The 24,514-nt window shown below is 52.2% G+C and carries 26 protein-coding genes, 2 pseudogenes and 1 riboswitch; of the genes and pseudogenes, 9 read left to right on the forward strand and 19 right to left on the reverse strand.

The genetic code is table 11. The features are described from left to right. Nucleotides 1-14 precede the first annotated feature (14 nt). From PspS49_RS03560 to PspS49_RS03585, 6 genes and pseudogenes are all read right to left on the reverse strand, one after another. Nucleotides 15-383: a hypothetical protein gene (locus PspS49_RS03560; protein WP_160038139.1), complete on the reverse strand. Its 369-nt coding sequence runs from the start codon at nucleotides 381-383 to the stop codon at nucleotides 15-17. A 229-nt stretch (nucleotides 384-612) separates the two neighbouring features. Further along, entirely contained in the window at nucleotides 613-912 is a 300-nt protein-coding gene (locus PspS49_RS03565) for a hypothetical protein (RefSeq protein WP_178124308.1), read from the reverse strand. Nucleotides 913-959: 47 nt separating this feature from the next. Further along, nucleotides 960-1,052, reverse strand: a pseudogene (locus PspS49_RS03570) (DUF190 domain-containing protein); the annotation flags it as partial. Nucleotides 1,053-1,062: 10 nt separating this feature from the next. Further along, nucleotides 1,063-1,446, reverse strand: coding sequence for a fluoride efflux transporter CrcB (gene crcB / locus PspS49_RS03575; RefSeq protein ID WP_160038141.1), 384 nt, complete (start codon nucleotides 1,444-1,446; stop codon nucleotides 1,063-1,065). A 137-nt stretch (nucleotides 1,447-1,583) separates the two neighbouring features. Continuing rightward, nucleotides 1,584-1,645: riboswitch (Fluoride riboswitch) on the reverse strand. A 135-nt stretch (nucleotides 1,646-1,780) separates the two neighbouring features. After that, nucleotides 1,781-2,116, reverse strand: coding sequence for a hypothetical protein (locus PspS49_RS03580; protein WP_160038143.1), 336 nt, complete (start codon nucleotides 2,114-2,116; stop codon nucleotides 1,781-1,783). A gap of 474 nt (nucleotides 2,117-2,590) precedes the next feature. Beyond that, entirely contained in the window at nucleotides 2,591-3,073 is a 483-nt protein-coding gene (locus PspS49_RS03585; RefSeq protein ID WP_160038145.1) for a helix-turn-helix transcriptional regulator, read from the reverse strand. 230 nt (nucleotides 3,074-3,303) lie between these two features. Here PspS49_RS03585 and PspS49_RS03590 point away from each other — a divergent pair, with 230 nt between their 5' ends. The 3 genes from PspS49_RS03590 (at nucleotide 3,304) to PspS49_RS03600 (ending at nucleotide 4,659) form a co-directional block, all read left to right on the forward strand. Continuing rightward, complete coding sequence (locus PspS49_RS03590) at nucleotides 3,304-3,696, forward strand: hypothetical protein (RefSeq protein ID WP_160038147.1); 393 nt, start codon at nucleotides 3,304-3,306, stop codon at nucleotides 3,694-3,696. 66 nt (nucleotides 3,697-3,762) lie between these two features. Beyond that, nucleotides 3,763-4,185, forward strand: coding sequence for a hypothetical protein (locus PspS49_RS03595; RefSeq protein WP_238786326.1), 423 nt, complete (start codon nucleotides 3,763-3,765; stop codon nucleotides 4,183-4,185). 90 nt (nucleotides 4,186-4,275) lie between these two features. Next, nucleotides 4,276-4,659: a hypothetical protein gene (locus tag PspS49_RS03600; protein ID WP_160038149.1), complete on the forward strand. Its 384-nt coding sequence runs from the start codon at nucleotides 4,276-4,278 to the stop codon at nucleotides 4,657-4,659. Nucleotides 4,660-4,771: 112 nt separating this feature from the next. Here PspS49_RS03600 and PspS49_RS03605 read toward each other — a convergent pair whose 3' ends face one another. Beyond that, nucleotides 4,772-5,326, reverse strand: coding sequence for an HNH endonuclease signature motif containing protein (locus tag PspS49_RS03605; RefSeq protein ID WP_160038151.1), 555 nt, complete (start codon nucleotides 5,324-5,326; stop codon nucleotides 4,772-4,774). Nucleotides 5,327-5,358: 32 nt separating this feature from the next. Next, the gene (locus PspS49_RS03610; RefSeq protein WP_160038153.1) at nucleotides 5,359-6,057 is read right to left on the reverse strand and encodes a helix-turn-helix domain-containing protein; all 699 of its coding nucleotides are present in this window, start codon (nucleotides 6,055-6,057) and stop codon (nucleotides 5,359-5,361) included. A 234-nt stretch (nucleotides 6,058-6,291) separates the two neighbouring features. On the opposite strand from PspS49_RS03610, the gene PspS49_RS03615 reads away from it, so the two are divergent. Together PspS49_RS03615 and PspS49_RS03620 are read left to right on the forward strand one after the other, a co-directional pair. Next, complete coding sequence (locus PspS49_RS03615; protein ID WP_127649281.1) at nucleotides 6,292-7,017, forward strand: hypothetical protein; 726 nt, start codon at nucleotides 6,292-6,294, stop codon at nucleotides 7,015-7,017. An 83-nt stretch (nucleotides 7,018-7,100) separates the two neighbouring features. After that, nucleotides 7,101-7,682: a hypothetical protein gene (locus PspS49_RS03620; RefSeq protein WP_160038155.1), complete on the forward strand. Its 582-nt coding sequence runs from the start codon at nucleotides 7,101-7,103 to the stop codon at nucleotides 7,680-7,682. A gap of 71 nt (nucleotides 7,683-7,753) precedes the next feature. On the opposite strand, the gene PspS49_RS03625 is transcribed toward PspS49_RS03620, so the two are convergent. Beyond that, nucleotides 7,754-8,230 carry a hypothetical protein gene (locus PspS49_RS03625; RefSeq protein WP_160038157.1) on the reverse strand — a complete coding sequence of 159 codons (477 nt, stop codon included), beginning with the start codon at nucleotides 8,228-8,230 and terminating at the stop codon, nucleotides 7,754-7,756. Beyond that, complete coding sequence (locus PspS49_RS03630) at nucleotides 8,227-8,436, reverse strand: hypothetical protein (protein ID WP_160038159.1); 210 nt, start codon at nucleotides 8,434-8,436, stop codon at nucleotides 8,227-8,229. The genes PspS49_RS03625 and PspS49_RS03630 overlap by 4 nt, the downstream gene beginning before the upstream one ends. Nucleotides 8,437-8,622: 186 nt before the next feature. On the opposite strand from PspS49_RS03630, the gene PspS49_RS03635 reads away from it, so the two are divergent. Next, complete coding sequence (locus PspS49_RS03635; protein WP_057009840.1) at nucleotides 8,623-8,871, forward strand: CsbD family protein; 249 nt, start codon at nucleotides 8,623-8,625, stop codon at nucleotides 8,869-8,871. A gap of 210 nt (nucleotides 8,872-9,081) precedes the next feature. Here PspS49_RS03635 and PspS49_RS03640 read toward each other — a convergent pair whose 3' ends face one another. Both PspS49_RS03640 and PspS49_RS29765 read right to left on the reverse strand, forming a co-directional pair. Further along, nucleotides 9,082-9,762 carry a competence protein CoiA family protein gene (locus PspS49_RS03640; RefSeq protein ID WP_160038161.1) on the reverse strand — a complete coding sequence of 227 codons (681 nt, stop codon included), beginning with the start codon at nucleotides 9,760-9,762 and terminating at the stop codon, nucleotides 9,082-9,084. Nucleotides 9,763-9,931: 169 nt separating this feature from the next. Next, on the reverse strand, nucleotides 9,932-10,441 hold the full coding sequence (locus tag PspS49_RS29765) for a hypothetical protein (RefSeq protein WP_225919961.1): 510 nt from the start codon (nucleotides 10,439-10,441) through the stop codon (nucleotides 9,932-9,934). A gap of 272 nt (nucleotides 10,442-10,713) precedes the next feature. Between PspS49_RS29765 and PspS49_RS03650 the strand changes: the two genes are divergently transcribed. Together PspS49_RS03650 and PspS49_RS29770 are read left to right on the forward strand one after the other, a co-directional pair. Further along, nucleotides 10,714-11,121 carry a hypothetical protein gene (locus PspS49_RS03650; RefSeq protein ID WP_160038163.1) on the forward strand — a complete coding sequence of 136 codons (408 nt, stop codon included), beginning with the start codon at nucleotides 10,714-10,716 and terminating at the stop codon, nucleotides 11,119-11,121. Between the two features lie 18 nt (nucleotides 11,122-11,139). Continuing rightward, complete coding sequence (locus PspS49_RS29770) at nucleotides 11,140-11,355, forward strand: hypothetical protein (RefSeq protein WP_238786327.1); 216 nt, start codon at nucleotides 11,140-11,142, stop codon at nucleotides 11,353-11,355. A 2,262-nt stretch (nucleotides 11,356-13,617) separates the two neighbouring features. Here the strand turns inward: PspS49_RS29770 and PspS49_RS03655 are convergent. From PspS49_RS03655 to PspS49_RS03670, 4 genes are read right to left on the reverse strand one after another with little or no spacing between them, the layout of a single operon-like run. Beyond that, the gene (locus PspS49_RS03655) at nucleotides 13,618-15,084 is read right to left on the reverse strand and encodes a hypothetical protein (protein WP_160038165.1); all 1,467 of its coding nucleotides are present in this window, start codon (nucleotides 15,082-15,084) and stop codon (nucleotides 13,618-13,620) included. Continuing rightward, nucleotides 15,077-15,625, reverse strand: coding sequence for a hypothetical protein (locus tag PspS49_RS03660; protein WP_160038167.1), 549 nt, complete (start codon nucleotides 15,623-15,625; stop codon nucleotides 15,077-15,079). The genes PspS49_RS03655 and PspS49_RS03660 overlap by 8 nt, the downstream gene beginning before the upstream one ends. After that, nucleotides 15,606-17,780: a hypothetical protein gene (locus PspS49_RS03665; RefSeq protein WP_160038169.1), complete on the reverse strand. Its 2,175-nt coding sequence runs from the start codon at nucleotides 17,778-17,780 to the stop codon at nucleotides 15,606-15,608. Before PspS49_RS03665 ends, PspS49_RS03660 begins: the two co-directional genes overlap by 20 nt. Then, the gene (locus PspS49_RS03670) at nucleotides 17,780-19,888 is read right to left on the reverse strand and encodes a hypothetical protein (RefSeq protein ID WP_160038171.1); all 2,109 of its coding nucleotides are present in this window, start codon (nucleotides 19,886-19,888) and stop codon (nucleotides 17,780-17,782) included. Before PspS49_RS03670 ends, PspS49_RS03665 begins: the two co-directional genes overlap by 1 nt. 1,005 nt (nucleotides 19,889-20,893) lie before the next feature. Here PspS49_RS03670 and PspS49_RS03675 point away from each other — a divergent pair. Then, nucleotides 20,894-21,667: pseudogene (locus PspS49_RS03675) on the forward strand (calcium:proton antiporter); the annotation flags it as partial. 127 nt (nucleotides 21,668-21,794) lie between these two features. On the opposite strand, the gene PspS49_RS03680 reads toward PspS49_RS03675, so the two are convergent. The 3 genes from PspS49_RS03680 to PspS49_RS03690 form a co-directional block, all read right to left on the reverse strand. Next, entirely contained in the window at nucleotides 21,795-23,153 is a 1,359-nt protein-coding gene (locus PspS49_RS03680; protein ID WP_160038173.1) for an 8-oxoguanine deaminase, read from the reverse strand. A 254-nt stretch (nucleotides 23,154-23,407) separates the two neighbouring features. Then, the gene (locus tag PspS49_RS03685; protein WP_160038175.1) at nucleotides 23,408-24,091 is read right to left on the reverse strand and encodes an SDR family oxidoreductase; all 684 of its coding nucleotides are present in this window, start codon (nucleotides 24,089-24,091) and stop codon (nucleotides 23,408-23,410) included. A gap of 25 nt (nucleotides 24,092-24,116) precedes the next feature. Beyond that, nucleotides 24,117-24,467, reverse strand: a complete 351-nt coding sequence (locus PspS49_RS03690; protein WP_077570877.1) for a MerR family transcriptional regulator — start codon at nucleotides 24,465-24,467, stop codon at nucleotides 24,117-24,119. Nucleotides 24,468-24,514: the final 47 nt, after the last annotated feature.

Below are 24,514 nucleotides of genomic sequence, written 5' to 3' on the forward strand. Positions count from 1 at the left end.
GCAAGGTGGCGAACTCAGTTCGTCGCAGTGGTAGTGCCTGGAGCGGGGCCTTCGCTGAACGTGTAGTTGATGACAACGTCATTGCGGATCAAGACGTCGAGCGTTTTCTGAGTGCCCGTAGTCGTCACCTTCATAGTGACCACGTAGCTTTGAGCATGGGCTGAGCCGTTGGTGTAGGTGTAGATCCACTTCTCGTCAGTCTCGCTGACGGCGCTCTTGGCGTAGGGCTCGCCGAATAGCGACTTTAGTTCTGCAGTGGTAGTTTTACCCTTGGTGATGCTCGCTACACTGGCCGAAGGAAAGTCTCGGCCTGCCGTGTAGTGCGAAGTAGCGCAACCGCCAAGTACCACGCACATTCCCAGAATCGCGATGAGCTTTTTCATATCCGTCCTTGATCGTAGAAGGTTCCAATTTAGCTGGCATCGAGGCTAAAAGCCATCACCACCTTGATCACCTGCGCTCGCGCTTGTCGGCAGCTCATAGCACACTATCCTGCGCTGGAACTGCAGCATTGTTCGCCCTCGAGATCCTCTCGGCATAAGGTGCCTTAATCGGCACATTAAGCCCTTAATCAAGGATTAATGTGCCATTTTGGGATCACTACGCCAGCATTCATTCGGTGGGAAGCGCAAGGCTTGTGATGAAGCTAATCGCCACTAAAACGCACATACCAACCAACAGCGGGATTGAACCAAATTTCTCTAGAGCAAGTGCTGCTACAGGGCCTGCAGCCTGGGCGATCAGCGTGGGACGAGCCAGCAGCCCCATGCGTGTTCCGTAGCCATCAGCGCCGAATAGAGCCAAGGGTAATGTTCCGCGAGCAATGGTCAGAATTCCATTACCTGCTCCGTAAAGCGCCAGGGCTACGAAGGCTAGCCACGGGATGGTCGGTAAAAGTAGGGCAATACCCACCCCTCACAGCAGGATGGCGATACGAGCCGACCAGGTAGGGTGCGGGTTTCTTTAGCCACGTCGACTATCCATTCGCCTAGCATTTTTCCCTGATAACGACGGTTTTGTTGGGTGAAGAAAACGACCATATAGCCTTCCATTTCTATCTCCTCAGCGAGTACCAATCATTTGGTAGGACAGAAGCCCGGCAGCGGTCATCGCTAGCGAACCTACGACGTGCAACGAAATTGAGCCGAGCGCCCAGAGCAGTCTGCCTTCCTGAATCAAGGCAACCGTTTCGGCTGAAAATGTAGAGAAGGTGGTAAGTCCACCACAGAAACCCGTGATGAGTAGGAGGCGCCACTCTGGACTTAGTGTCGGAGATGCGGCAAAGAAGGCGATGGCCAAGCCGATGATGTAACCCCCAACCATGTTCGCGACCACAGTGCCTGGAGGAATCGTAGGAAACAGAGCATTCAGCTTCATCCCCAAAAGCCAACGCAACCAGGCTCCAAGTGAAGCGCCAACGGCAATGACAATTAATGACTTCAGCACGGAGAGTCCTCCTCATCAGATCTGAGTGGACTAACTGGCAAGCAGCTCGCGCTGAAAGAAAATGGAAATTCGAAGGGTAAGATCATAGCCTGTCCTAAAATGGAGGACAGGGAGACGCACCTACGCACCCTGTCCAGGGTCACGTAGGCATCATCAGCACGAAGGCGGTTTAAGGAGGAATGCCATCTCCTGTCCTGATCCTATAGCATCAGCGCCAATGGCATCAAGAGCAGCCGCATGCAAGCGATCCGAAGGCCCTTTTGGCTAGGTAAGATGTTTGATCAATGATCCAGGTACAGGCCGACCCTTTGCACAACTAGGTCATTTGGCGCGTTTACATGGATTTAACCGATACCACTTCTACGTACTTGTACTTCTTCCTAGCAGCCTTCACAGCCTCCTGCTCAGCAAGCAAAGAGCTCAACGTATCTGCCTCGTGAACCAACTCGATCATTTTCCCTTCAAACTCGTTTCCAACGCGAAGCGTGACCCGCAGCCTGGGAGTAAAAGCTTTTGCCGTTTTCTTCTTAGCTGCTGGAGCGACCACCGATTTCGCGAGCACAACTTCTTCCACTGGCTCCTCTACTGCAGGAGCAGACATCTGCTCCTCGGGCTGAGGCGTACCGAATAACGCACGACGCATTTCTTCTTCAGTTAATTCAGAGTTCATAGAACATCTCAAAGGGGGCGGTAATCAGCTCGACGAATTCTACTAGGATGGCTGCTCCAGCGTGTCCACTGGAAGCATGTATGAATCACCCGTTGCTCGACCTACATTCCTAGATCGACCTCGAGCCTGGCCCCCTTCAAGCTGGGCTGCAGCTTTTCGACAGGCATGGCCCGCAACAACTTGTCGACAAGATGCTCGGCGTGAGCGGAGTAGATCGCGATTCTGTCCGGCTCTGGCGGCCTGTAAGGTACTACCGCACCGACAGATACTTGGGCAATTCTCAGTATATTCAGCACGTCATTGCCAATGTGAAGACTTTCCAGGTACTCGACGGTTGCGCGGGCTCGCGGCTCTGCCTTTGTCCATAGTTCGACAACAATGCGGTGAAATCCTATGGGGCCAAGGTGTTGCAGAGCACTCTTCCACAGCAAACCTTCTTGGGACATTTTCAGCCTGGTGCTGGTCATTCAAAAGTCACGGCTGTTCGGGCTTGGTTGTTTTCAAATACCTACGAACAGTCGCTTCAGAAAGCCCCAACCTTTCCGCGATCTCAGCAACAGAAATTCCCCACTGCTTCAATCGATTGGCCTCAATGGCATTTCTAGCCGCATCAGGACGAGCTGGCCGCCCAGGACGTGGCTTTCCAGTTCGAGCCTGCGACTCAATCTCAAGGTCGATCCCTGCCTTCCTAATTCTTGCGAGTTGCTTCGTAAGACGTTTCTGGCCGTCCTTGAATGACTCGTGATTTTGCATGGAGGTCGCCATCAGCAGGAGCGTAGCCGGATCGAGGTCTAGGATCCCGGCGAGCCTCACCAGGACGTCGAGTCCAATACTGACTTCTCCGCGTTCTATACGGCTGAAATGAGAGCGCCCAAGATTGTTGATGTCCTCTTGGGACAGACCTTGGCCTCTGCGAATTCCACGAACCACGACAGCCAGTGCTTCTGCCGCATCCATCGGTATTTCCCCAACCAAATCCGAGGATAAAGCCACACCTAGTAGTGTCATAACACGCCCAATCAGGTTCGTTATGATTGCCTTGGGGCTTATCTAGAGGTTTAATAGCTTTAACCCATGCGTCACGGCCACGAAAAAGCAGCCCTGTCGTGGATCAGCCAAGCCATCGTGAGCGGCGGGTAGAGAGGGTTGAATTGTCAATTTGATGTTAATTACTTAGGGGAGGCCTTATGGCTAGCGTCGTAGAACCCGACTTTATGAAGGGGCCACGTACACCACTGGAAGGCCTGTCGAGCAGCTCTGATGCACGAGCGCTGGCGAACCAACGTTTTCCCGAAAAGCCTTACTGCTTGGTTCGAGACTGGACAATATTTCGCATTGAAGTCACCCGCGACGAACTCTTCAAATGCCATGCAGCGGGCCAGCTCCCGATGATCCTGTTTGCTCACAACGTGGCAGAGGACAGCCAAGGTCGTTTCGAACGCGGCGATTGGGTTCGTTCAAGCATGTGCACCGGTCTCCACGAAGGTGTTGCGTTCGAGACCAGAAACTCTGTTTACGTATTGATTGGCCCTGGTCATGAACAGCTCGCGAGCCTGAAAGACGTTTTCTCCCTCTTCTAACCTGCGCTCTATATCGGAGCCCCTTCAGGCCAAGGACATACGATGTTTAGAACACACGACGCCGACATGCTGGGCCTACCGGGCATGTTCGGTGAGGGTCAGTACCAATGGCATCAGGTATCCAAAGTGCTTCGTAATCACTGGTATCACGTAACTGTCCAGGCCATGTACGAGGACAGAATTTCAGAGGCGATTCTGATGATCGACAGCGAACCACGGCTTCAGCAACTGCTGATTGCCCAAGACGCGGAGACGATCATCACAGAGGTGCAAGTAGTCACACCTGCCCACATGAATGGCACGGGAGTTTGGCGCATGGAGAAACTGACCAAAGTGACGCTTGGTGAAGACCAAAACGAGTGTGTTGTGTGTCTGCTGGAGGTGGAGACCGGCTCCAAATACCACAGCTCTCACCAACCTGGCTTCAACACTGATGTGCTGAGCAACCTTCGTCCGATCTATCACGCGAACATGATTCGTACAGCCTGAGATTTTCCAAGAATCCTGCACGATACCAGTACAGATGGTTCGGTGAAGATTTCCTGGTAACGCCATACGGACTGCGAAAGGAACGCAATTATGCTGAACACAATTGATGTAAATCTGCATGGAAAACGACATACAGATTTCGATCTCGCACGAATCCTAAAAGCACAAGCGCAAGGCTTCGACAAACCGATAACAGCCTATCTCTGCGGAGTATCCATAAAGGCTCGTGCTGGATTAGGCGTCGTGTTTGGTCACAACCGTAAAGACCAATATGGACGGTTTGGCGATGGCCATCTAATCCGAACATCTGACGTGATTAAAGCGGAGCGCGAGGGCCGATTTTGGGTACTGACTACAGAGAACTCACGCTACGTGATCGCGACTTTTCAGCGCGGTAATGGGCGTGCGAGCCTGCGAGATTTTCTACGTATTTCACAGGGGCAGCACCATTTCACTCCACGAGTGTTGCAGTAGTGTCGTTTTCCTTGTTCGCTAGGGGTGAGACAGGGATTGAGTGGGCTTGATCAGTGAGTGCGTTCGATCTGACAAGCCGATAGTGCATTCTTAGACATCAGGGCTGGCCGTGTCATGAGACCGCAGTCATAACCACTGACGGGGTGACTGCCCCCTCAGGAGCAGTATCGATAACAAACTCCCCCTGAGCGTATGCAATACTCAACACTATCTGTTCTTTGGGACTGACGAACAGAACCGTTTCACGCTTACCCAACTTGATTGCTCGCTTAAGCTTGTTAACACCAAAGAGTATCTTGAATCCACGCTCCGCCAGAAAGCCTATGACGTCTTCATCACCGCAGTTAGCGTGCTTCCTGACGTTATCAGTTTTCGTGATTACTCTCAGATTCCAGGGTACATGCAACCCGCAAACATGCTTACCTTGAAGAGGAATGATGTGATCAACGTCATGCTTACTACCTGTCATTACTGAAAGCCGCTTGGCCTCAGTGTAGTACGCGTCAATTGCCTCATGGTCAGCCCAAGACGGCGTGGCGTTCTGCAACGCTATTCTCCGCTTAAGGGCATTCCACTTCAGAACGTCCTTGCGCCTTTGCACTCTTAGCAAGGCATTTACGTCTCCTGCGGCAGCCCGAAGGACGTCATCTCGTTCGAACTGTCGCATGGCGTCGATTAAGCATCCTTTGGCGGTTCCGGTCAGAATGGTAAATCCAGTTTTTTCTGCACCGCAAACTCGCCTGGTGCTTTTCCTCGTTCGAAAGCAATCAAATACGACATCTGGACGGTCAAGAGCTTCGCCTCTGACTGCTCGCCAGAAATCTTCAGATGAACTTTGCGAGTCGCATATTGAATTGATACCTCAAGCCCTTGCAGCTCATTGATCAGCTCCTGCATCTCGTCGTAAACGGCAAATTTGGCGCTTTCTGAATAATCGCTGGCGCAGTCCCTATAGTCGCGAAAATAGTCCACGAGCGACGCAAAGACCTCGTGGGCATCACGCTGCATTTTAAATCCGGGTTGGGAAATATCTACTGTGGAGCTTTCTGCAAGCTTAGCGAGCTGGTGTCCAGTCGACAGAGGCAGCGCCGGTAGTGTGATGTAGTCGCGCTCAATACGGGCTTTCTCTGCTCTCAACTCCTCTTCTGAGGGGATGTCGAAGGGCTTGTTGAAGGCATCGATGTCTTCGATCTCGAAAGCAACCGCGAGCGCACGTCGAGTATCAGTGCTTGCCGACTTGGCATTCTCAACGCGTTGTACAGTCCGTACGTTCAAGCCTGCAAGCTCAGCCAGAGTCTCCTGTGACCATTGAAAAATCTCCCGCATTTTGCGGATGAGTGCGGCAAATTCTTCGAGGCTCAACACGCGAGGCTGGCTAGACGAGGTGTTTGTATTCATTTTCAAGCTCCATGAGGTTGTCGGTACGGCTCATGATGAAGAAGCTGCTGATGACACAACACGACAGGAACCCGACAGAGAGCAGCCAAGTCCTAAGGCCTTACTGAGGTATCGATGAATTGGGGTCGGCTGCAGACACTTGCACCTCTTTGCTCAGCGTAGTCGTGATACCGTCCTCCGAGCCTGTGATCCGAGTGTAGGCCGGGAATGACAATTACCTACTAGGACAACGAAATGGACATTCGGTACTTCCTTGAACAGCGGCTAGCTTTTATCAAGCAGCTTTATTTGAATGGGGCGAGCCCGTTTGACGACCGCAAAAGGAAAATTGAGAACGAAGAAGCCCCCTTCATCCCGCCCTATAGCGAAGATGGAGAACCTGCATATTTGAATGAATGGCTAGAAGCTGATTCATCAGTGCAGGTGCTGGGTAGCGCATGCTTATCAATGATTGCTGCGTCACTACACTTATATCTAAAAGAATGGGAGCGTCAGCTTGGGCCTGCTCCAGGGCCTTCACTCAAATCAGAATTCAAAAATGGCGGATGGCCAAATGGCTACAGAGCATTCTACCTGGCCCATGGTTCAGACCGGTTTGAGGATGGGCCATTCGATTTCGCTTTGATTGAAGAACTCGTGCTGGCGAGGAATAGCATCCAACATCCCGACTCCCTGATCTTCGAAACATCTCGATATTCTGACGATGCTCTCCAGAAGATGCCAAGCCCATTTTTCGTAAGTGATCGAGAGAAAAACTTGATTGAGGACGCAGATGACGAGAGTCGGCAATGGCTATATCGCCCCCACATTCACATCACTACCGAGAAATTTCTGCACGCTGTTTCACAGGTCTCTGCATTCGTGAAGTGGCTAGAGGATCAAGGGGAGAACATCTTGTACAAGCGTTATCTTGAGCGAAAGCGTCAACGCGAGATCGACGCTGGCTCCAATTCTTTTTAGCCCCAACCGGAAGCAGTTTTGCCGATTGAATCTGAAGCAATGGTTGGTCAGAACGAATCCAAATGACCAGCAAGGTCGAATAAATGCCCAAGGGATCCTTTGTGCCTTCAACTTTAATAGACATTATTACCCGCGACCGTGGCGCGGAGGCCTACTCCGATTACGCAGAGTTCAAAATTACCGATCCCGATGTAATCGTTAGCGCCGCTAGGCAAACGCTCGATTCGATCCCTCCATCATTTGGTTCTTGCGTCATGGTCAGTGCTGGTTTCACTGCCATTCTCAAATCTCAAGGGATACCCGCAGTTGTCGTTCTCGGAGACCTACTGATTAACGGCCAGTATGCTTTCGAATGCAGGGGGAACATTCCAGGGGCAACCTACGAGGGAGAGTTTGTGGAAGCCAAGTGGGACGGCCACGCCTGGGTAATGCTCGCAGGTGTCCTCTGCGACCTGTCGATCTTCCGAAGCGCCTACGCCACTATAACGCCAAGCAACCTCAAAACCTTCATCGGCCAGCAGTTCGGTGAGGGTAAGGGAGCACTGATGTGTCCTCACGATAGCATGCCGGTCGGCATGGAGTTTGTGCCCAAATTTGCGCTCAATGACGATCAGATTCTGGGGATTCTGGACGGTTTGTCCAGGCAAGCACTTGAGACTAAGTGACGAAATTCGAGGCGGCATTCACGGCTGAGTTGGGAGCTGAATACGGCTAGAAAATAAGGGCGGCGCTGACATCAGTGCGAGATTAGCCAGGCTTCCATTTTTTGCAATCTGCCCATTTCGAGAAGCTTCGGTTTTCCTAAATCTAAAAGCGTGAGTAGCTCTTGCCTGCACTCTGGTGATGGAAACCATTCAGCGACCTCGACATTGCAGTGCCTGGACTCACTCAGGGCCCATTTCACAACCATGTCCGCTGCTGCTCGGTAGTGATCCGCCATGAAGAGTCGTCGCCCCTCTGCAAACCAACCAAGCTTGGCTAGTTGTTCAGTGACGTCAATGACGCCCGCGTGATCAAAAAAAACGGTGGTGTCTGGATAGTGAATACCTGCCAGAGACACCTTCGCCGCCCCTGCTTCTCGGTCGAAGTAGGACAGAAAATGCCACCCACCTGTAGTGCTTCCAGCGTGCGGAAAGTTGATCGCAGCCTTGCCAGTGATGTAGTGCCTGCGGGATACGCGTTTGAGATCAAAATCAAAAAGCGGCTGGGTCATGGGAGCTTGCTGAGACGCGCCAAGCCTTGTTTTATGTGGCCCGCGTTTTTGCCAATTGTGTAGAGCGCGCCACGAACGTTGGCGCCGACTTCGGCATGTCCCTGGGCTTCCACCTGGAGGGTCAGTTCCATGAGCGCAGCTTCGAGAGCGAGTTGGTTTTGGTACATCCTTTCCAAAACATCTGACAGCGAGTATTCACCGGGCATCTACATGGACTCCTTGATTACGACCCAGCATAGCTCAGAGATGAGTCAGCAAGTGTATTACGGGTAGCTCCCGGTGCTCAGCAACTTTGAACTAATCATGACGACCACGCCCCTAATCCTGTGCAGATAGCCGCTAGCTCAGGTCAACCCTGAGCATCCTATTTACACACAAAGGTTTGGTGAATCATGAAGAGCGAACAGGTAGAAGGCGTTGTAGAAAAGGTTGCTGGCAAAGCGCAGAGCGCAGTCGGGAAACTGTTTGGTGATTCGAAGCTTGAAGCCGAAGGTGCGGGACGTCAGGCTGCCGGTCAGTTGACCCAAACCTATGGCGATGCACTGGACAGTGTGTCTACGTTCGTCAAAGAGAAGCCGGTTGCTGCACTTGCAATTGGTGCAGTAGCCCTGCTGGTACTAGACCGTCTCCTGCGCCGCTGAAGGTGGGAGGAAAAGCCTTGAGTTGCTTCTCCCGAAATCGTCTCTCGTACTCTCCAGGGCTATCTCTGAAGGGTGCGAGGGCTATAGGGATACCCTGGAGAGCAATTTATGAGCGTACCGTCCCTCAGTAGTCTCGAAGTGTTTGATTTGCAAGCTGGCACAGCAACGAGCCCGAAGGACAGAGATGCAGGCTAGACGCTTGGTCGGTTTTTATTGATCCGCCGTACCGGATTTATCAGAGGCCGGGCCTCCATTGAAGCTAAAATCGGTGGTGCCGTTGGTGATCCATTCGACCAGCTTTTCCTTGTGTGTGTAAGCCACCACTCCACGTTTTTGAGTCGGATCGAATCTTAAGACGCGCCATATACCAAAATCGGGGCCGAAGTCGATGAACACGGGTTTGGAAACCCACCAGCGAGCAAAAAGCTTGCTGCGGGAATGCCAGCTAAATGAAGCCAGTCCATTCTCAGACACTTTTGACAAACCCATTCTGAAGTTGTACCTGTCGAACTCAGTTCGCATGCCATCGATCACCCAGATCATATTTTGATAGTAGTTTTGCCTCGCGATGACCTCTTCAGGATGTATTGTCGATCTCTGAAACTCAATAACCATCCCTGAAGGCGTTCGGACATCTGCTATATGTCGCTCCCCTGAAGACGCTTGCAACACAACTTCCTGCCACTCGGTTGGGAACATATTCTTCCAATCGCGATGCCATGCCGTTTCCGTTTCCCACCACGGATCACAATTGTCCAAACGTTTATGAGCCCAATGCCAGACGACATGGTTCCCGCATTTAGCGACGGTCTGGGAACCACAAAAACTGCAAACACCACGTGCTTTTGGAGTGGCCTCTACACGAGCGCCTTCAAGCAATGAGTATTTCATTTTCTTCCTTGATGCTAAAAATGGGGGGGGCGGCAGCTCTTAACTTCCTAGTCGGCAGTACCTTGTAACTCACAGGACGAAAGACAAATATCTGAGCACGGAAGTCGTCCTAGCAGCCTGGCAGGCCTGCGTTAATGTCTAAAGAGGCGGGTGGCGGAGGGTACCCCACTTAAATCGCCTTCAGGAGACGCTCAAGCGTTTGATGCTCCCATGTGCTCAGCATAGCAATGGGATCTGTGCCAAAGCGATTTCCCGAGTCTAAAGACCAGCGCCGTCCGTCAGGGCTTATGCACTCTTCGCAGTAGCCCAGCTCATCGCGGTCGTTATGAATAGACATTCGCCAACCTTCGACATTAACTTTGAAGCGCTCCGCATAAATTTCTTCCCATCCCCTCTCGCAGGCTCTGACCATAATTAGGCGCCCAAGAGCTACCTCCCTCAGCACTTGGCTGACCTCTCGCGCTGAGAGTGGAGCCTCTTCGGCAGCGCCATCTAGCTGCGACGAACGAGCTGCCGCTCTGGCCTCTTTCAACAATTGCTCAGCGTACATAGCCGGATCATCATCTGGCAGCGGGTAGCCTGCAGCAGATAGAGCTTCGGCGCGCTCTTCAATGAGCAGACGCTCAGGATCGCGAACCGTTTGGTAGGCTCTGCCTAGTACGCGTCGAGTTGTGTCCATTCCCGGCTCCCCAGAAGGCTGATGAATAAGAGCGACTAAATTACTTTTAGAACGATAACAGAACGCTTCGAATAGCGATGCCGAGCTCCGAATCATGAGGGTAGGATGCGTTGCGATCTATGCTTCACAGAGGCTCAGACACCAAGCAAGCGGAGCGCGCAGGCGTGAGGGATGTGAGCCCGCAGGGTCGAGACACGCCTTGGCGGGGCTCGATTCACGGCAGCCTGACGCCGCAGGCGGCACGCCATCAACGCCAACAAGAGGTAACTCAAATGCCCGACGATGAACTCCGCGAACTGGAGGCCAAGAGACGAAAGGCTTTGTGGATGCTTGCGAACCTGTCTCCAGGCGATTCGAAGGCGTTCGATCCCTTATCCATTCTTGATGACCTTGAACTTCAAGAGCGAAAAGACTCCCCTCATGCTGACAAGGCACTTGAGCTCAACCAGCTTCGGGATTGTGTCACCGTGCAGTATCACCACGCCGGAATTGACATCATTTTGGAGCAGACTATCCCCCAGCCCTGGAGGGAGCGCTTCAATCAGGCGAGTATCGGGTCGACCAAATTGTTAGATGGGCCTTACGCTGCGGACTGGTATAAATTCCTGGCTTGCTGGGAAACAGAGACGCAACACCTAGAGGCACACAGAGCTGCCTGCAGTAACCCCAAGCTGGATTGATGCAGACGGAGAATAGACGTGGAACGAGACGGCGATGACACCGTGTACTGCGATATCCAGATGCCAGCAGCCGAAGGCAGAGAGCTTTTGCAACTGGTAAACACCTTACTAGATTCGAAAGCCTACCCGAGCTTGGACAAAGTTTTCGAGCACATGCAGTACGAGCTCAGCACATCGATTGATATCCTGGATAATCCGCAAAAGTTGGGCCGATGGCGCCCGACACAACACTGACTGTAGGTGCTGGCAGCATGTCGTCCAGAACACCGCCATCAAGCGTGGAGCTGAGTTCGTAACGAACTGCAGGTATGTTCCTCGGATTGATGGAAAGCGAAGTAATCAGTGAAAATTTCGATGCTGTGCCATTTGATTTTTTGCAAATGAATTAGCCAAACAGTGGCATACTGCCTTTATTTAAACGAAAGGAATCGTAGATGAACACTCAGCTAACGCAGTCTCAGGCAGATCAGATTGACTCAGCACTCCATAAGAATATCTACCCGAGGTTGGGAGGAGGAGAGCTTACCCAACTGGCGAAGCTGTTTGGTTCTAACGGACTTTTAAGGACGCTGCGTACGGTTCTTCGTCCGCCACCGCCACCTCAACCGTTAAGGGGAAATCCACCCAATGTGTCCGTAACAGTTCAATTGGCATGGATCGACAAAAGACCATATGCACTAATGGATCGTGAAAAGCATAAAGTTGAAATTGCTGATGTTGCTGTTTTTTATTTTGATACAAACCGGTGGAGCACGGGAAGTAGCACGACAGCTCGGTGCCTGCTTTTACAGGCCAAAGCAGTTAAGACTGCGGCTCAACTATCGGCACCCACAGTTTGCTTAAACCCTCCCGCCCCTAAATCAAATACAACCACTGAACGAGAGCTTCGACTTTTGTCGAGGTGGCCTAAGTTTGATATGTATTTGGGCTCCAACAGCAACATCCCCCTTGCTACTAACATACAGGTTCCCTTCTCAACCAGTCCTCCGCCGATGGGGTGGTTTATGGGAACTCCGATGATCAGACCTTCCAGTTCACAAGTTGGCACCTGGGTTAGCCCATGGATGTGTGCTCCTGCGGAGCAGAATCACGCGTGTAATGAAACATTGGGAAGTTTACTGTGTAGGCATTTTTCTGGAGGCCAGTCATCGAACATAACCAAGAGGCCCATAGATGCGGGCGCTCCCTTCAACTACGCTCCCGCCTCCCTTAATCACGGAAACCCCACGTCTACCAATTGGGATCGGCTGTGCATCGAGATGATCAGAGCCGTAAGAGGCCAGATAATCCCACCTCATTTGACAAACGGTGCGCCCCAAAACCGGTTGCAGCGGGCTGTGATGTACTCGTTCCCAGTGTGGCCTGCGCTTAAAGTGCTTGCTGCAACCGCACTAAATATATTGATGCGGTTTAGCAAAAAACGCATGCCGATTTTGATTGTTTCGCGAGTATTTGACGAGACACCTTAGTCGTAGTCGATTTAGTTCGCTGGAGGTGTCCATGCGATCTGGGCTAGCTGCTACCTTGTGACCGAGATTTACAGGATTCAGTTGGCTCAGCCGAGTCATATCAGGCTGAGCGACTGATAAGAAAAGCTCGTTCCCGAGATGCTCCTTCCCCACGATCACGACCGCCTGCATCGGTTTGACGAGAGCTTGAGCAGCACTGATTCACCATCTGCAATGCCTCGGGCAGCGCGGATATCGGTACGTATGTCTATCGGCTCGAAGATCGGTTAGATCACATTGACGGGAATCAGTGAGTGATAGCCCTAATAAATTGTGCACAAATCTCAAAATCTGAGCTTGGACGTTTCCCGTGAGTGCTTGCCCGCCCAACGCTTTGAGCTATCAACGCTCCATGCCCCAGGCATCCATCGCCTCAGTGACAGTCGCATACCAGTGGAGCTCACCAACCTGTAAGGCATTCGCGATTTGCCTGTTGGTATTGCCGTCACCCCAAGTCGGGAGACTCTCCATGGCTCCTGTGAAAAGACTGGCTGTAGCGACAGCGAATCGCCCCGTACTTGTAGACTGGAGGCACACGTAGCGCAATGCAGCGCCACTGGAAAGCCTACGCCAGGCCACGACCTCAATGCAGTCCATTGGCTCCACAGGAGCCTCGACGGCGAAACCCGCGCCCTCATCCGCCCTATGGCTCTCAGATGCTCGGAACGGCCCGCCAAGCGCTCTTGGGACGTGTACGAGGTGCTTCAACTGCTCACGTGCGGAGGCAATTTGCTCCCGGAACTCTTCTGGATCAATGGACATGGCCCCTTCCGGCGTCACCCTAAGGGTCTGGAGGCTGTTCGCGGCTTGGATGAACGCAAGTTCGCGCTCAATCTCACGCTGAGGACGGCGGTCTTGGCGGATGAGATCCCATAGCGCACGGACTATTCGCATCTGACTATTCTCCCTGGTATCGGTAAACCCACACCGGCAGCGCGTGAAACTGTGATGACTCAGGTTCACAAGCCGTTCCGGTGGAGCAGCAACACTACTCAGCACTCTCGCGGCTGCTTAGCCGCATTTCCAGCTTTTCAACCAGAGCTTTGACGCTTCGGATCTCAACCGACATATCAATTTTTTGCAGCTTGGATCTATGCTCCAGAGCAGTGAGCGTGTCTTTAACAGAGTCCAGTTCGTCTTGGGTCTCAAGCATCGAACTGTAGGTAGAACTCGAGGTGAGCGCCTTATATTCAGCGTGAAAATAATGATGGAGAGAAGCAGGGTCAGAGTGGCCGGTGAGTTGGGCCACCTCTGCGCAAACATCGTCTCGCAGCGCCGGCGTCCACCCTTTCTTTAGAGCGGGGGTTTGGGCGAATCTTTCCTCCAGCCTGATATTGATTTGACGCGTGACAAAACGATGTCTAAACATGGACAGGCAAACACGGGTACCTGACAAACCAGCACCTAAACACAGTCGGTCAAACTCCTTAGTGATTGACTCTTTTTTCAGTCGACTACCGTTTTCACCTAGGAATATATTGTTGGGCTGGTCGAAAAAAATATTACGATCTGCTAGGAAGTCAATGTAAGCGTTCCTGGCTTCAACGTAAATTGCAAACCGCCTTGCATCTGCAGCATTGATTTTAAAACGGCGTAACGGTGCCGGAGTTCCGCGCTTTTTAGTGGGGATCACAATCTCTAGTGTATTCGAAATGTTTTGATTGAGCTGAAGGTCGAGGTCAAATAGCTCCTCAGGACGTAGTCCTGTGAGTTTCATCATTCTTAACGTGAACATCCGCCGCTCGTATAGATACACACTGGTAGCATCGTAGAGTTTGAGGTCACTGATTGATTTAAGCTTGGAGCTAGCAGGCAGATCCTCCCAGTCTCGCTTCCGGAAAATCTCATCCTGGATTTTTTGGATGATGTGTTCGTCTATTGCCACCTTGTCATCGTTGTACGGCACGGGAGCTACGAGCAGGGGATGAACCATGTAGGATCGCTTGGTTTTGGGATTTATCTCATAAGATATCGTGATATTTGCACCACTATTCTTTAGGCCTACCAACGGCGTTTTAGAAAGATCTGGATAGTTTTCTGTTAGCCAGTGCAAAAAGTTAAGCGTGGTGTGCTGGATTAGCCTGGTGCGATTGTTATTCCTTGCTGGTGCGATACCACGAAGGGTAGACCTGGTTTCTTGAACTAGCTGTTCAGTAAAATCCTTAAAATTAGTTTCGTTGAAATTGCTGAATTGAATGCTCTTGACAGAGCAAAAGCGAATGAAGTGCGTGATGAGCGCTGCGTCTACCCTCGCAGAATCTCTGGCGCCTGTGGACGCGCAGATCTCAGCGATCCATAGATTGGCAAGGTTGCACGGCCTACCGTTAGGCCAGCGAATAAGTATGAAGTTTTCGATAGTGCGTGGCTTTCCAATGAACGCCCCAGCCTTCCGAATCGGCATAGCTTTGTCTGGCAGGCTTACGGATTCATATTCCGTGTAGAGTTGCTTACCCATCCTTTTTGCCGCCGTCGATTACCTTCATTTTCTCTGAAGAAAATATCTGGTCGCTTATCAGGAAAGATTGATATTTGGCCTTGGATGTTTTGACTTTAAGTCTGATGGTTGCGCGGATTTCGTCAGCGCTACGGTTGCTCTGAGGGTCAATACGCTCTAGGAAAGTCAGGATGTCAAAGTACGCCATCGAGGCGATGTGAGCCTCCAGCAGCGCGATGCGTGCCTGATCCTTGTCTGAAGGAAGGTTAGGTGCAGGCGCCGGGTTAACCTTGGGAGTCAACAGGGCAAATGCCCTGGATCTCATCTGTAGCATGTTGTCCCAAAGGCTTGACCCAGAGATGCCAAACTGTGCGACCTTAGCCGCTTGCTTCAGGGAGTTGAGCGAAATCGATGTGAAGCAGCCAGCGACATCCAGTTTGCAGAAGCCTCGCATCGAGGATAGGGCTCGAAGCTGGGCTTTCGACGGTGTAATTTCTTCAGATAGCACCTGTGAAAGCCAAGTGTGACGAGAGTGGAGATTTTTATTTGTTGTATCTCTCATCTTTTTGGCCTCCTAGGCAAATGGCGAAATCGATGGTGTAGATTTCTTCGTCGTAAGATTCAAGCCTGACCTTATATGTGGTCATATCGAACTCAGGTTGTTGCACCATTTTGTCTAGGTATTTGAGCAATTCCTTGTTGCTAATCGAGGCGATGCTGGTGGCTTTGAAGTGCTTCAAGGCTTCTATGTAAAGCGCTAGAAGCCCTTGGTTTGTATCTTTGGACAGCAAGCCGTTTTCAAGAGCAATGAGCTTGTCGTCGATGCATTCGGATTCATATCGGACGGCTTCCGAATCTGACGGTTCATAATCTGTGTAATCATCAATATGCTTCCTATTGGAGTGACCTGCCATATACCTCAGCAATTCTTTCCCTGAATCTCCTACGTGTCTATGTACGAGCAGGAGGAAGAATTTTCTCATCTCGTGAATGCGCACATACCATCGCCGACCTATTTTATCGACGGGCAGTTGGATAGCATCGCAGAAAGTATTAATGCACAGGTTTACTTTCCATTCGGGAATTTCGCCACTAGGGCATTTGAATCCTCTGCCCGGAATATAAAACAGCCTCCCTGCGTACTCTGATTCATCTCCATAGATATCTGCTAGCTTTTCGCCGAGCACTTGGAGTAGCTGGATGGCATGGGCAGCAACGTAGGGAATAGGGCGCTCAATGAAGTCGTTTGCACCCAACTCCCCAGTTTTGCCAACCATGTGGCCCATAAAAGCGCCATTGTTGCCCCGGTCAGTAGATAGGCAGTTACGTTCAAGGGTACTAAGCTCAGTATTCCGAATAGGTTTTACGATGCCGATAATTATGGCGCAAGCGCCATAAAAAGATTCCATCACCATTTTGTAGTTGGTTTTATCTACAGGGAAATTTTTCTTCTCTTTGGTTTGGAGCCTGCTTATGTTGAGCGCTTGGAATAGCGGCTGGGCAGGTAGGTTTTCCATACCTCTCGTCATCCAAAGGTGTTTTGTTTTCTGGAAGAGCTCGTTCTTTTTTACGGACTGTTTCGACAATGAATTGTCTTCGTCAATAGAGACGAATTGCTCGATGTAAAAAATCAGAGACTCAACTATGGCATTTCCGTAGACGGTTATCCACTTGCAGGCCTGATTCAGGCATTTGAAGCCAATATCAAGAGGTAGCAATTTGGTGTGGCCACCTGGCTTCAAGTGTGGCTTGTAATCAAGAACAAGTTGATCAATGTTCAGCTTAATGTCGGGGATGTCTTCGGGCAGAATATCATGGCCTTGGAAAAATAATTTTAGGCACGACATTGTATCCATAAAAGAGCTGATGCCCATCGCCCCGTCAGCTGCTTCATCTATTGTCTTAGTATTTTGAGTGCTGTGAAGGTTTGCTCGTACACCTCTTTGTAGTAAGTCGTCATGGGCTAAGGCCGGCTCAAACTGCCTAATGAACAGTCGAAAATTTGCATTATGCAGAGACGTTGAAGGTCGACCGAGAATGGAGCCAATAAAGTCTCTTGACAGCAATCCTTTATCATAGGTGCTGTTTTGGGCGCTGGAGACATAGAGATCGTTTCGAGTAAAGTAGGAAATCGCTTCTCTTGTGAGCTCAACTGGCAGGGCGTCCGGGTCTGATATAAGATCTTCTAATGAGAAGGAGAGAGGTAAAATATCGAGCAGGTGTGAAATGAAACGCTCCTTCAACAACAAAGCAGCAGTCCATCCACCCTGACTGAAAGTTTCGGCGATAGCTTTGCAGGCGTCCTCATCGAAGAGCCTGAAGCCATGCGTACTGGTTTCATAAGTATCTTTATAAAGATTGGCGCGTGCCGCCAAATTCATAGCGAAGCTAAAGTATGTGATCCATCGACCTTCCGCGACTGGTTTACCTGTAATGGTGCCCATGCGACAGTGAAATAACCATTTCTGCACCGTTTCCAGCAGCAGCTTATTAGGGTCGTCGGTGAGGTTGGTGCCGTCCGCCATCAAGCGATCAAAGCTCATGCACTGAAGCTTTGACCCACCTGGAAAACTGACCAGCCATTCCTGACTTCCGATCCCACCTCTTACCAGCCAATCTGCTTGATAGCTGTGGCTTCTTTTATAGATTTTGCTTTGCCGTTCCGCGTGCTCGATCATCGCTTTGATACGACGTTCGTCGAATGAAAAGTCTTCCATTAGATGGCCTTCCAATCGGAAAGGGAGACTAGCGGACGAAGGTCTTGCTTCAGGATGGTCGCACGAGCATGCGATTTTCGGAGTTCACTCATGGAGTCGCCCGAAACCCTGCCCGCAATAGCCATCTCAGCGTTAGATGCGCTATCGAAATCGAGGGAAATTGTTTTCGCTACTAAATCCCTGAGCACCGGGAAGATCCATAAGGGCACGCTAGTTCGCTCATCGATCACTAAGCGTTCTTCTGGTGCAAGCTTATCGACGGCATCTGCGTATGCGTAGATCGCGGCAAGGCTACCCGCACTCCGATCAAATAGCAGCTCGCGCTCTACAAACATTTCAATTAGGGAGCTGGGGTCAGGCGAGTAATGACCCAGCTTCGAGCGTAAGGCTTCGCTTAAGGGATCTCCCTTCTTAAGGCCTAATAGTATCCGTCGGACAAAAGCCTGTAGCTCTTCTCGAGTGCTAAAGTCAGATGCAGCTAACTGCCAAGGCTCGCCCTCTGTTGCTACTAAGATGACCTTTTGATGTAGCACCCTGAAAAACCTCGTCGCCCATCGATGAACCATCCAGGCCGGAATATATTTATCTCTGACCACCTGCAAAGAGTTACCCAGCATGTCCGCTACGGCCTGGAGACTACCAGTACGCAAAAACTCCAAAATCCCTTGAGTGCATCGGATCGTGTAGAGATTGACCATGCTTGGAGTTACGCCTACTTTGTCTAGTTCATCTTTATATAAATCGTGCAGAGAGAGTCCGGCATTTGTAGTCAAGGTTTTTGCAAAGTTAGGACTGGAGCCAATTTGGTTTCTGCTCGAGACAAGGAACAGCTTCCTCCACCCGCTCTTACCCTCCGATAAAAGGCGTCGTCTTGGCATGTTTGTACACCGAATCACATCCATAACGATCCGAGTGCTCAATGGGGGAAGTACAGAGACCTTGCGTGACTGCGCGCGAGGTTTGCTAACGCTGACTGTTATTCGCTTGTTGTCACTATTGCCGCGTAGATAGAATTTTCCGTCTCGTCGGTATAACCTTATGTTGGTCAGTGATGATGGATTGAACGAAGGATTTTCTGATGCAATGATCGCACTTGCAACTGCGCAGTCTCTGGGTGACAAGTAGCCGAGTAGTCGGTTGAAAGTTTCGTTAACTGTATTGTTATCGATACAGTCGTCGCCGGCAGCCTCCCAAAGTCGTGCCCTAAGTTTTGGCTTGCTATGGGAGTTGTAGATTACGGGCCTGAAGAAAGGTAGTTCTTGCAGGTCGTCGAATGTCATCGATTTAAGCTCGTCAGTCTGTTCGGCGTAATATCGAGCGACGGCTAGAAACCAGTTAATACCTGTAGGCGAATCTGGATGCGCAAGATGAATCCCATTTCTGCTGAATTGTCCGCTCTCAAGCACCGCCTCGATTTCGTCATTCGAGATGTTCTTACATAGCTCATCACCTCGGGCGTGGCATCTTAGCATTCGATTCCAGTAGTCTACCGAGCATTCGACAATGGCATCGGCCCTTGTCTCGAGAGTGTTCTTAAGATTAAGTAGGTACACGTCATCTTCAAAACTCAAGCCTTCTTCCACAAGGTATTTTTTGGGAAGCAGAAATCGTGGCCCTTTGGGAATAGGCGTGTGCACAGTCCCGTAACCAGCCGGTTGAGACATATTCTCCGGGTGACTGACGGAGTTCGCTTTTGCATCTGGGATGAATGTGTCTTCCGGTATAAATCCATCCCGCCTCAGTTTTTTGTAAACAAACGCCACCGCGTTCCAATGGTCATATCGGGTTTTGGGCTTATGATCTTTGTTGTAGAGGTGATGGGAGTAGTGTGTAAGTATGAAGTTGCTCCAGTCATCTTCCGCAGGTGGGAACTTTAACCGGAGCTTGGCAACGTGGTTGAAAATATATCTACTTGCCCGGAAGCGTCCTGAATAGCTAGTAGTCTCTCCAGTGATGCATAATACCCTAACCGCATCGGCTACTTTATAGAGCACTTCTTTGTCGACCCACGATGGAGTGTGGATGGTAGAAATCCTGTAGCCGCGAATACATTCATCATCATCCCGCTTGAATATGATGCGATCATCCTGCACTTGGTAGGTAAGCATAATGAGATCCTACGTTGAAAGCGGCATAGCGTAGTGATTTGGTTGCTCTGGTCAAGAACTTTCGTGCGTGCTTCTAAAGTTTTAAACAGTGTATTAAAAGCATACTCTTACATGTATTTCGGGGCGGGATTTTGCATTAATCTCACGTCGCAGTGAAAGGTTGGCCGACAATTGATATGTTGTTTGGTATATCTGTTGGTCTGTTTTTCGCTGATAAGGAATTGCCGGCGCTGGACGCTGATCAGCGAATACGCCGGGTGGCAGGATTAGGCTGGACAAGAGGGTTCGTCGTTATCGGCATACATAAGCGTGGGTGAGTGCAAGGAAGGCGGTTGCTCCTTCCCAGTGTACTTAGTTCCTAGGGAGTATTTCACTGAGCGATTGCTTGGTCATCCTCAACCAGGTGGTCTCTAATAGCTCTTTGCCGGGATTGCTGGCGGGGCATTAATTAAAGCAATATTGACTTAGCGTTTGAACCAATTATCGATTTATCTCGTCGCCGTGTTCTACGGAATACAAGCACTACCTCCGCATATATTTAGTCCGGTTGGTGTTCGGCCCCTAGCTTGTGGTATCGAGTCTAATGTTAGGCTCCGAATCGGCTTGAATCACGTCCAGCGCAACCGTGATTTTTTTCAGGTGTGACTGGACATCCCGCGCCTCGCCGCAGACAGCACTGCGATATGCGCCTGCTGTCCACCCTTGAGATTGGTGATATGTGGGGGGAGGCAAAGGCGATGGACGGTGCGCTAGGGCTTCCCACCCGTCAATCCGAGATGATGGGCAACCTGGCCACGATGAACTCATATCGATCATTGTGAGATCTCTCTTCCGTTCTCAGCCTATGGGAGGTGGTGGAGTGTCGATGAATTCAGCGTTTTTTCCGTCTGGGGTATCCGAAGCACATGGAAATGGGTGTCAAGTTTTAGGTGTCAAAATCGTTTTCTAAGCTGTTGATTCGTATAGGGTTACACCTTCTAGATGAATTCATGTGTCTAGAAAAACCTAATGCTCGATATCAACGGCATCCTTGGCCTCGCCGCGCTGATGGGCGGGATCAAGCACGGTGAGCAGTCTTACAACGACGATTCGGCGCGCAGCTACAGCGTGATGATTCTCACCGCCATGGGCGTATCGATGGTGGTGCCGGAGTTTATTCCCGAGGCCAACTGGAAGATTTATTCGGCGTTCACCATCGGTGCGATGGTGGTGCTGTATGCGTTGTTTCTGCGCATGCAGGTCGGCCCGCACAGTTACTTTTTCAGCTACAGCTACCCGGACAAACGCCGCAAGAAAGAACCGGTCGAGGAAGAACCAAAACCGGTCAGCCTGGCGTTGTCGATCGGCATTCTGGTGTTTGGCGTGGTGGTGATTGGCGCACTCGCCGAAGTGATGTCGAAGACCCTCGATCTGGGCCTGGAAGGCACGGGCGCACCGCCGGTGATCACCGCGATTCTGGTGGCGGCGATTTCTGCTGCGCCGGAGATTTTGACGGCGTTGCGTGCGGCGCTGACCAACCGTATGCAGTCGGTGGTGAACATTGCGATGGGCGCGTCACTGTCGACGGTGATTCTGACCGTGCCAGTGATGGAGGCGATGGCGCTGTACACCGGTCAACCGTTTCAGATGGCGATGACGCCTGTGCAGACGGTGATGATCTTCCTGACGTTGATCGTTAGTGCGATCAACCTCAACGACGGCGAGACCAATGCCATCGAAGGCATGACGCACTTTGTGTTGTTTGCGACGTTCATCATGCTTTCCCTGCTCGGCCTCTGATGATTGATCGTTCCCACGCTCCGCGTGGGAATGCCGCCATGGACGCTCTGCGTCCGCCGCTGGGACGCGGAGCGTCCCGAGATGCATTCCCACGCAGAGCGTGGGAACGATCAGATGGGGAGGGGGATCAGGTACCGGCGATCAACTGGCGCGCCGCCTGGCTGTGATCGGCGATCAGGCCTTTCAGGTCCAGTCCTTCAACCTGGCCATCGACCACGCGCCACTTACCACCAATCATCACCCGATCCGCACGATCCGCGCCGCACAACAGCAGCGCCGAAATCGGATCATGGCTGCCGGAGAAGCGCAGCTCATCGAGCTTGAACAGCGCCAGATCCGCCTGTTTCCCCACGGCAATCTTACCAATGTCGGTCCGCCCCAACAGGCTCGCCGAACCCTTGGTCGCCCAGCCCAGCACGCGTTCCGGCGTAATCTTCTCGGCGCCGTAGCGCAGGCGCTGGATGTACAGCGCCTGACGCGCTTCGAGAATCATGTTCGAGGCATCGTTGGACGCCGAACCATCCACGCCCAGACCAAACAGCGCGCCCGCGTCAGTCAGATCGATACTCGGGCAGATCCCGGAAGCCAGACGCATGTTCGAACTCGGGCAATGGCAGATGCCAGTACCGGCCTGACCGAGGCGGGCGATTTCGTCCGGGTTGAAATGGATGCCGTGGGCCAGCCAGGTGCGCGGGCCGAGCCAGCCGACGCTGTCGAGATAATCGACGGTGCGCAGGCCGAAACGCTGCAGGCAGAAATCCTCTTCGTCGAGGGTTTCGGCCAGATGCGTGTGCAGACGCACGTCGAGCTTGTTCGCCAGTTCGGCGCTGGCCGACATGATTTCCGGGGTCACCGAGAACGGCGAGCACGGCGCCAGCGCGATCTGGATCTGCGCGCCATCGCCACGCTCGTGGTACTCGTGAATCAGGCGCTGACTGTCGTCGAGAATCACCTGACCTTCCTGCACGGTCTGCTGCGGCGGCAGGCCGCCGTCCTTCTCGCCGAGGCTCATCGAACCGCGGGTGAGCATGGCGCGCATGCCCAGTTCGCGGACGCTTTCGACTTGCACGTCGATGGCATTTTCCAGACCGTCCGGGAACAGGTAGTGATGGTCGGCCGCGGTGGTGCAGCCCGACAGCAGCAATTCAGCTAACGCTACTTTGGTGGCGAGCGCGAGCTTCTCAGGCGTCAGGCGCGCCCACACCGGGTACAGGGTTTTCAGCCACGGGAACAACGGCTGATTGACCACCGGCGCCCAAGCGCGAGTCAGGGTTTGATAGAAGTGATGGTGGGTGTTGATCAGGCCCGGCAGGATCACATGCTCGCGGGCATCGAACACTTCATTGCACGGCGCCGACGGCTGTTGGCCGGCTGCGAGGACTTCGACGATGACACCGTCTTGCACGACAAGACCGCCACGGGCATCGAGCTCGTTAGAGGTGAAAATGGCGAGGGGATTTTTTAACCAGGTACGGGTCGCGGGCATGTTGCCGGCTCCTCTGAAAATGGGGTTCAGGGTTGCCAGCTCAGTGATGCCCTGTCTGCTGATCCAGGGTCGCCGCGGGGACGAGGTGCGCAGTTTCAAACAAATTGTTGCAGCGGGCAAGCCCAACCCGACCATTCACCACACAACCAAAATACACAACCCCTGTAGGAGCTGCCGAAGGCTGCGATCTTTTGATTTTGTTTTTAAGATCAAAAGATCGCAGCCTTCGGCAGCTCCTACAGGGATTTGTATGCTTACCAGGGGATAGTTTCACCCTTGTAATTGATGAAGTGATGCCCGCCCTTGCCGGTGTACGCATTTACTTGATCAACCAGCCCACGGGTGCTGGTTTCCACGTCAAGGTCAGCCCCTTCACCGCCCATGTCCGTCTTCACCCAACCCGGATGCAGTGACAACACCGTCATCTTCTGCTCGCCCAATTGCGTGACAAAACTGTTGGTCATCGAATTCAGCGCAGCCTTGCTCGCCTTGTACAGCGCCAGCTCCGGCGCGTCCGGCACGGTCACGCTGCCCAGTCCGGAACTCATGAACGCCAGCACACCGCTGCCGTCACGAATCTGCCCGGCAAAACGCTGGGCCAGATTGATCGGCGCCACGGCGTTGGTGAAAAACAACTGACCGACTTCAGCCAGTGTCGCGCCACCCGGGGTTTGATCGGCCGGGCCTTTGACCCCGGCGTTGACGAACAGCAGGTCGAAGGTGTCGCCCTTGAGCTGTTGGCTCAGAGCAATGACCGCTTGCTGGTCGTCCATGTCGAGCTTCTCGATCCGCACCTTGCCCAGCGCTTCCAGTGCCTGAGCATTGGCAGGATTGCGCACGGTGGCCGTGACTTGCCAGCCGTCGGCGAGCAGGGTTTTCACCAGACCGAGGCCAAGGCCTCGGGAGGCGCCGATGATCAGTGCGTTTTTTGCAGACATGAAAGGCTTCCTTGATGAATGAGGATCATGGATTCAATGGACAGGCCTGACCGAGGCGAAGTTGCAACTCCTGCCGCAGCGCATCGAGTTCGCGCATCCGGGTTTCGATCAGTTGCAGTTTGTCGCGCAGCAACTGCGCCACGGCGTTGTCCGGATCGGGTGCGTTCCACAGCGCCGCGACGCTGTCGCCGATCTCGCCGAGGGTAAATCCCAGACGCTGCGCCGTTTTGATATAGAGCACCAGTTGCACCATCTCCGGCGGATAGTCGCGATAACCATTGGCACTGCGCTGCGCCGCGATCAACCCGCGCTGCTCGTAGAAACGCAGGGTGTCACGGCTGACGGCGCTGGCCTGGGCTAATTCACCGATGCGCATGGCGGGTCTCAAAAGGGCTATTGACCCTGGAGCATACTCCAGGCTTT

The organism is Pseudomonas sp. S49 (assembly GCF_009866785.1).
In the GTDB taxonomy this organism is placed as follows: Bacteria; Pseudomonadota; Gammaproteobacteria; order Pseudomonadales; family Pseudomonadaceae; genus Aquipseudomonas.